A 6,536-nucleotide genomic window follows, 5' to 3' on the forward strand; every position below is an offset into this window, starting at 1 on the left:
TTCTAAATTGTGGCAGGAATAATAAAAAATATTATCCGGATCAACCTTTTTTTCTTCTGCTAATTTTTTTATCAAAAGCTTTAAAATCGTAGTCTTACCGCTTCCGCGCCCGCCGTAAAGAGTATAGATGGCATCTTTTTTAAAATTAAACTCAGCCAAAATTTTCGGCTCCTGTCGAAAAGGCTGGCGCTCAAAAAATTCTATAACCGGATCAAATTTTAAGCTCTTAATAACCCTTTCCCCGCTTCCTACCTGCGTCCACCAAGGGTTTTGAATTGAGAGCAATTCCAAATCTATTTCCATAATTATATTATATACCCCCTTATTAAAGGGTGTAAGGGGGATTTTATCTCCCCCTTGTCAAAGGGAGTTGGGGGGATTGTCTCCCCCTTGATAAAGGGGGTTGGGGGGATTTTTCCTTAAAAAAGATTTTTCAATTTTTCCTATCTCCCTTTCTATCATCTCGCCAACAATTTCAACCCCGTTTAAAACATCATAATTCCAAAAACGCAAAACTTTCAAGCCGTATTTTTCTAATATCATTGTTCTCCTTTTATCATATTTTTTATCTTCTTCTGTAATATGCGTTTCACCGTCAATTTCTATAACTAGTTTCAATTTTGAACAAAAAAAATCAACAATATAATTATCAATCGGTTTTTGCCTTAAAAATATATATTTATAATTTCTTAAATACTCATACCACAATTTCTTTTCCGCGGCGGTCATATTATTTCTCAATTCCCGAGATCTTTCTTTTAACTTTTTATTATACGGCAAATAATCGCAATCCATATTATTGATAATAATATCTCTCTTATTAATATAATCCCCCTTACCCCCTTTATCAAGGGGGCACGCCACCTTCTGCCAAATCTCCCCCTTGTCAAAGGGGGCGAGGGGGATTCTTCCTTAACAATTAAAAAAGGACCGAAAAATATTTTGTTCTTCAGCCCTTATTTTTTCTTCTTTTTCTCTTTGAGAATTTCAAAGGAAACGCAGATGGGATTTTTGTCTGAGCTGTTTGCAACCCAGGAATAGCAATAAAGTTTGCCGGGGACTATTTCTGTTTTTAAATAACTGTCGCCCTTCCGATCCCAATTATTTCCGCCAATTTGCTCTATCCCCACCGGGCGGCCAAAAAAGATAACCGGTCCGCAAACTTTAATTCTCAACTTTTTTTCAGAGGCGGCTAAGATTTTTTCCAGTCTTCTGATTTTGGTGTCATTGGCATACTTACCGGAAAAAACTTTTACCCGACTATTCAAGCTCCGCTTATTCCCAGCCGCAAAGAAGGTAGCATGATCCCTTCTTTCCGAAGCTGAGATTTTTTCCCAGATTCCCCGCTCCATTATATAGAATTTCATATTTACCTCCCTTTGAAATAAAATTAAATGAGCAATAAATAAAATTATCATACCAATCTTCTTTAGTCAAACTTCTTGAAGCATTCCCCCTGTTTTTTAAAACCCATCTTGCCAAAAATTGACAAAGGCGGGGTGCCGAAAAATTAAAAAAAGAAGGCGGTTTATCATTCCGCCTCCTTATTCGCCGAAAAATCATTCTTTGGCATAAACATCCCCGCTCAGGGTGAGCTTATTGCCGTTGAGAGAGAACGCATAGCTCGTTGTCGTTATCAAATTGCCATACGCGTCCCAGAAATTGAGAGAGATCATATCTTCCTCATATCCGTCTTCTTTCAGTTCGATCATATACTGACCGGAGCCGGTCCATGTCTGGGTATGACTGCCGTCTTTGTTGACGGTATAATCACGCTTTTGGAAATTTCCAACTGCCAGATCTGAATTGTAGGTAAAAAATTTCACCACATGATAAGTGGTGTTGTTTGAGCCATATCGACTCCATGTGCCCGCCAGGGATTTGCCGACATCAATTCTCTTGTCTCCCTCGCTGTTGCTGTCATCATTGCCGAAAATGCACCCGGCCACGAAAAAAACAATAGCCAGGACAGATAAAGCAACCATGAATCTTTTCATTGATCGTCCCTCCACTTTCTTGTTAATGGAACGAAAAAATTAAAATACGGAAAGATTCTATCAACCGCTTTTGCGTCTTCTTTTCACCATACTCCTCCTTCCTTTAGATCTTAATAAAAAATGAAAGAAAAATATGCTTTTATATGTAAATGAACTCAATTTATCTTCCAATATTTTACCAGAAATTCTTATTTTGTCAAGTTATTTCCTTAATCATTTCTTGAACAAAAATTAAAAAAAAGAAGGCGGATTTCTCTGCCTTCTTAGAAAAGAACGACTTTATTTAAAAGTTATAGCTCAGACCAAGAGCGAAAGACCCGATCTTGGCTTCATATTCTCCGGGAGCAACTCGATCGGCAGCCAAACCGACTTCCCGGTTTCCCCAAGCGTAGATATAACTTCCATCAAAAGAAAAATTATCCCATTGGTAGCCGAGACCGAAAGTCATATCCCAGCCGCTAACATCCGGAGTCAGAGAACTGACGGTTTCATCCGGTGCGGCTGAAGATTGATAGCCAGTGCCGGCGCGCAAAAATATTTTTTCAAATAGATGATACTCCGCGCCGAAATGCAAGCTATAATTATTCTTCCAGTCAAGCATCTGTTTTTCATCCGGCAACTTTTTATAATCAATATCCAGAGAACGGACGCCGGAATAGTCATACCAATTGGCGTCAAAGGCCAGAAGCCATTTTTCCGCCGGCCAAATTGCTACTCCGCTTGTCAGGCGAGCCGGAAAAACAAAGCTTGATTGAAAATTGTCTTCAGTCAGACCGGGAATAACGGTGGTAAATTTCGTATCGCCTTCCAAACTGACTTTCGTCTTGGTGCGATAAGAAAATCCTATATCCACTTTTTCCGATGCCTGCCAGATAAAACCCAATGTCCCGCCGATTCCCCAGCCATTTGCCCGGCTATCGGATATTCCGGAAACTTGTCCGCCGACGCTAAAGGGCGCTTTGCTTTTCAGCGAACCATAACCGATATTCGCTGACAAACCAAAGAAAAAATTATCCGCAGGCCGAAAAGAAACTGCAGGCGTAAAATCAGTCAAGCCGATAAAATTTTCCGTCTGCGGAAAACCATGCGACGCATCGCCCTTGAACTTCGCACCAAGGCCATAGGGGCTATTGATGCCGAGGCCGATGGAAAAATAGTCACCGACGGAATGTGAAACTCCGATCAACGGGAAAGAATAGATAACTCCATTTTTTGAATTTTCGGAAAATCCGCCGAGAATTGAAGGAAGTTGATAGCTGAACTCCGGAGTTATTGATTCAACTCCGACAAAAGCATATCCGCCCTTTGTTCTGGAAAGTCCAGCCGGATTATAATAAAAAGCGGAAGCATCATCGCTTATTGCCATATAGGCACCGCTCATTCCGGCCGCACGCGGTCCGACTCCGCCCAGGCGATTAACGCCAGCAGCGTCAACTACGTTGGCAGCCGCCAGAGTTAAAATGATAACCATAAAAAGAACCGGCTTTCTCATTACTTCCTCCTTTTTGAGTTAATGTTTTTTGGGGTCAACAGTAAGATAATTTCAAAAGCTGATTTAAAAAGTTAGCATAAATATCAAAAAATGTCAATTAATACCCCCTTATTTTAAAATTCATTTTTAGAAAATCTATCACATTAAGGGCCCGCCAAAGTAAAAAATTTTATAAATAAAAAAACGGGCGTTCAAGGGAGAACGCCCGCATAATGGAGAAGACGGCATTAAGCTGTCTTCAGATTGCGGACTCGGCTGGCAGTCCTTTCAGCGTTTTTCTGAGGATGGGCAGGCCGGTGAAATATCCGGAGGCTGAAAGCGATGATAATCATAACGATCTGCTGGCCGAAAGCCAGGGTATAATTGCGGAAGTTTCTCAACATCGCAATCACCTCCTTTCTGTTGAGAAAATGATCAAGTTAATCAATACTTGAATATTAACAAAAACTCTTTGTTTTGTCAAGAAGAAGGAGAAAAATCCTCTTCCAGCCAAGAGAGAATAAAACCGATTACCTCTTCCCAGCCCGGTTCAGACAAAATCCAATGGGCATGAGGAAACTCCCGATAATCAACTCGAAAGCCAATGGGAACTTCCCGATCTAGCTTTCGAAAAGTTTTTTTCACTACTTTAGCCGGAATTATTCTGTCCTGGGTGGCGGCAATAACCAAAACATTGCAACTGATGTTTTGTCCAATAACCTCCGAACTCTTTGTTTTGTCAAAAAACCACAATCCAACTTCTTCTATTACCCGGCTTGATTCCGGTACGAAGTTTTGAAATATCCGCCAGCGGTGGCAAATTGGCACCAGCTCGAAGAATGCATAACAGGCTTTGGCGAAACTGATGCTGGCTTGTTCCCGCCGCCAAAGGGTTTTAGCGAAGATTTGAGAAAAACTTCGCATGACGGAAATTGTCATGCTTGGTATTCCCCGAGGTGCAGCCGGAATAAGCAAAACCATGGCTTCTGGTTGAATTATTTTCCGGCTGGCCGCTATCATAGCAATCAGCCCGCCGAGAGAATGGCCGAGAACAAAATATTTCTTTCCCCTAGAAAGAATATTTATATCTCTTCCCACCTGCTCTACGTAGTCAGAAAGTCCGATTCTGCCCAAGCCAGCAAATTTGTCTTCCTGCCCGCGATAGAGTTCTGCTACTTCGCCCTCGTAGCCCCTCTTACTCGCAAACTGTAAATATTCAGAAAAAACATCTCCACTGCTCCACATTCCGGGAATAAAAAAAATCTTTTTCGTTTTCTCAACCCTCAATTTCCCATCTCCTTTGAAAAGAACAATTTATTTATGACCGATACATTATTATATTTTAGAAATTAATAAAAGTCAAAAACCTTTTAAATCTCCCCACTATCAAAAATAGACAGGCAAAATTTTTCCAAAAACAAAAACAGCCCCGAGTATTCGGAACTGTTTTAAATATTTTTGATTAAATTTTTTTTAAGTAGCGCCGCCCAAACTCGTAAACACAAACCTTACCATCGCATAGGACATGAAAATAACCGCCAAACCAATCACTGCCCAAATTATTATATTTTTTCCTTTTTCCACTTTTTCTGAATTTCCGGAAGCCGTCATCCAGGTAAGCCCACCGTAAATAAACATCACTAATGCCAATGACCCGACAATTCCCAAGACAGCTAAAATGATTTTCCCAATAAAAATTTCCGGAGTAACATTTTCGCCAAGAGGGTTGTCGAGACAAACTCCACCCGTGCATTTAGTTGCAGTTGCTGGCATATTTGCCGCTCTCATAGAAAAAAATGGAAACACCATAAACATTAATATCGCAAATACATAAAATATTTTCATACTTTTTTTAAAAATTATTTATATTTTAACTATACCAAATTTTTATAAAAAGATAAAGGGGAATTCAGAATGAAATTCCCCTTCTTCAATAATGGCATCCGTTGCTCTTAATTGTTCGAGGCAACAAGATGCTCTTGTTTCGGAAGTTGCACTGATTTTTGAATCTTCAGCACAACTTTCAAGCTATCTTTTGCGACTATGAAAAAGTCGCTATTTTCCTGACATTCGCTAATAAACTCGAATGCACCGTTTTTCGTAACCCAATTCCCGTTCCACGATACATCGAATTTTTCTCCATTTTCCGAGACCAAAGAAACCTTATAGCCAGGTTTAATCTCAGCCCCGAATTTGGCAGCGAATACTGCTCCGTCATCTTGGTAGCCTTTGCCAATCAGTGTCCGCTCAAGGACGGTTTCCCGCTGTTTGGACGGCTGAGGGGCGGAGGAAAAAGTTGATTTTCCCAAAACCCAACGCACCAAATCAACTCGATCCTGAGAAAACCAGATAGACACAACGATGAGTAAAACTGTTAAAATTCTCACTGCATTATGGATCTTGAACTTCTTGTCTTCCAAAATATTGAAAAAAAGAAGAAGCGCGGAACAGGCGATGAGTTTAAAAAACCAAGGCCGAAGAAAGACATGTGCTTTCAGGACCTTGTCTAAAAGAAGAGCAAGGATCATGAGGAAAAAAAGATTCAAAAAAACATTAATTGTCTTCTTGCGAAAATCCTCGTCGCTCATTCTGCTTTTCAGGAAAGAGAAAAAAAAATTTTTTTGATCTTCTCTCTCCCTTCTTTCTTCTGCCGGCGTTTCTTTCTTCTGAGGAGTAAGATTTTTCATTTCTCATTCACCTCCAGATGCTTGAATATCAGAAACTTCTGCTCCTTTAAGGCTTTCATTGGCAAGCTGCGACCCAGCTGCTACTTTAGCACCGAAAGCTGCAGGCTCATCTGCCTGGCCGTTAGGAGAAGAAATTATCACACCCTTATTACCTCTTATAGTCTCAAAGAAACTCAACTGTCGGAGATATTCAACAACATCTTTGACAGGCAGCTGCGCTTCGTCGGCTATAGCTTTGATTGTCTTGGCCATACCTTCTCCTTTAGCCTGCCCGGAAACCAAAATTGATTTTGCGTCAACCTTGGAAACCTGAAATCTCTCTGCAGCCTTTACTAAGGCCCTTTGTTTTTCAATTTTAGCCGCTTCTAATTCTTTCTCTGC

General features: G+C 40.5%; 10 protein-coding genes. 1 reads left to right on the top strand and 9 read right to left on the bottom strand.

What is annotated here, in order from left to right; genetic code table 11:
- The 5 genes from WC445_04890 to WC445_04910 all read right to left on the bottom strand — a co-directional run.
- The coding region (locus tag WC445_04890; GenBank protein MFA5129257.1) for a hypothetical protein at positions 1-303 on the bottom strand (303 nt) is incomplete at its 3' end.
- 57 nt (positions 304-360) lie between these two features.
- The gene (locus WC445_04895) at positions 361-795 is read right to left on the bottom strand and encodes an endonuclease domain-containing protein (protein MFA5129258.1); all 435 of its coding nucleotides are present in this window, start codon (positions 793-795) and stop codon (positions 361-363) included.
- A 161-nt stretch (positions 796-956) separates the two neighbouring features.
- Positions 957-1,367 (bottom strand): hypothetical protein, encoded by a 411-nt coding sequence (locus tag WC445_04900; protein MFA5129259.1) that lies wholly within the window; start codon positions 1,365-1,367, stop codon positions 957-959.
- 192 nt (positions 1,368-1,559) lie between these two features.
- Entirely contained in the window at positions 1,560-1,997 is a 438-nt protein-coding gene (locus WC445_04905; protein ID MFA5129260.1) for a hypothetical protein, read from the bottom strand.
- A gap of 283 nt (positions 1,998-2,280) precedes the next feature.
- Positions 2,281-3,468 carry an outer membrane protein transport protein gene (locus WC445_04910; GenBank protein ID MFA5129261.1) on the bottom strand — a complete coding sequence of 396 codons (1,188 nt, stop codon included), beginning with the start codon at positions 3,466-3,468 and terminating at the stop codon, positions 2,281-2,283.
- A gap of 233 nt (positions 3,469-3,701) precedes the next feature.
- Between WC445_04910 and WC445_04915 the strand changes: the two genes are divergently transcribed.
- A complete protein-coding gene (locus WC445_04915; GenBank protein ID MFA5129262.1) occupies positions 3,702-3,923 on the top strand; it encodes a hypothetical protein in 222 nt (73 codons plus the stop codon).
- Between the two features lie 25 nt (positions 3,924-3,948).
- On the opposite strand, the gene WC445_04920 is transcribed toward WC445_04915, so the two are convergent.
- The 4 genes from WC445_04920 to WC445_04935 form a co-directional block, all read right to left on the bottom strand.
- Entirely contained in the window at positions 3,949-4,755 is an 807-nt protein-coding gene (locus WC445_04920) for an alpha/beta hydrolase (GenBank protein ID MFA5129263.1), read from the bottom strand.
- A 186-nt stretch (positions 4,756-4,941) separates the two neighbouring features.
- Positions 4,942-5,241, bottom strand: a complete 300-nt coding sequence (locus WC445_04925) for a pilin (protein ID MFA5129264.1) — start codon at positions 5,239-5,241, stop codon at positions 4,942-4,944.
- Positions 5,242-5,420: 179 nt separating this feature from the next.
- On the bottom strand, positions 5,421-6,155 hold the full coding sequence (locus tag WC445_04930) for a hypothetical protein (GenBank protein MFA5129265.1): 735 nt from the start codon (positions 6,153-6,155) through the stop codon (positions 5,421-5,423).
- Positions 6,156-6,158: 3 nt separating this feature from the next.
- Positions 6,159-6,536: hypothetical protein (locus tag WC445_04935; protein MFA5129266.1), on the bottom strand; the 378-nt coding region annotated here is incomplete at its 5' end.

This window comes from Patescibacteria group bacterium (assembly GCA_041650995.1).
Taxonomy (GTDB): domain Bacteria; phylum Patescibacteriota; class Patescibacteriia; order XYB2-FULL-38-15; family XYB2-FULL-38-15; genus JAHIRI01.

Coding starts and splice junctions, on each gene's coding strand:
- WC445_04895 (MFA5129258.1), bottom strand. CDS start 795: ATGGATTGCGATTATTTGCCGTATAATAAAAAGTTAAAAGAAAGATCT.
- WC445_04900 (MFA5129259.1), bottom strand. CDS start 1,367: ATGAAATTCTATATAATGGAGCGGGGAATCTGGGAAAAAATCTCAGCT.
- WC445_04905 (MFA5129260.1), bottom strand. CDS start 1,997: ATGAAAAGATTCATGGTTGCTTTATCTGTCCTGGCTATTGTTTTTTTC.
- WC445_04910 (MFA5129261.1), bottom strand. CDS start 3,468: ATGGTTATCATTTTAACTCTGGCGGCTGCCAACGTAGTTGACGCTGCT.
- WC445_04915 (MFA5129262.1), top strand. CDS start 3,702: ATGGAGAAGACGGCATTAAGCTGTCTTCAGATTGCGGACTCGGCTGGC.
- WC445_04925 (MFA5129264.1), bottom strand. CDS start 5,241: ATGCCAGCAACTGCAACTAAATGCACGGGTGGAGTTTGTCTCGACAAC.
- WC445_04930 (MFA5129265.1), bottom strand. CDS start 6,155: ATGAAAAATCTTACTCCTCAGAAGAAAGAAACGCCGGCAGAAGAAAGA.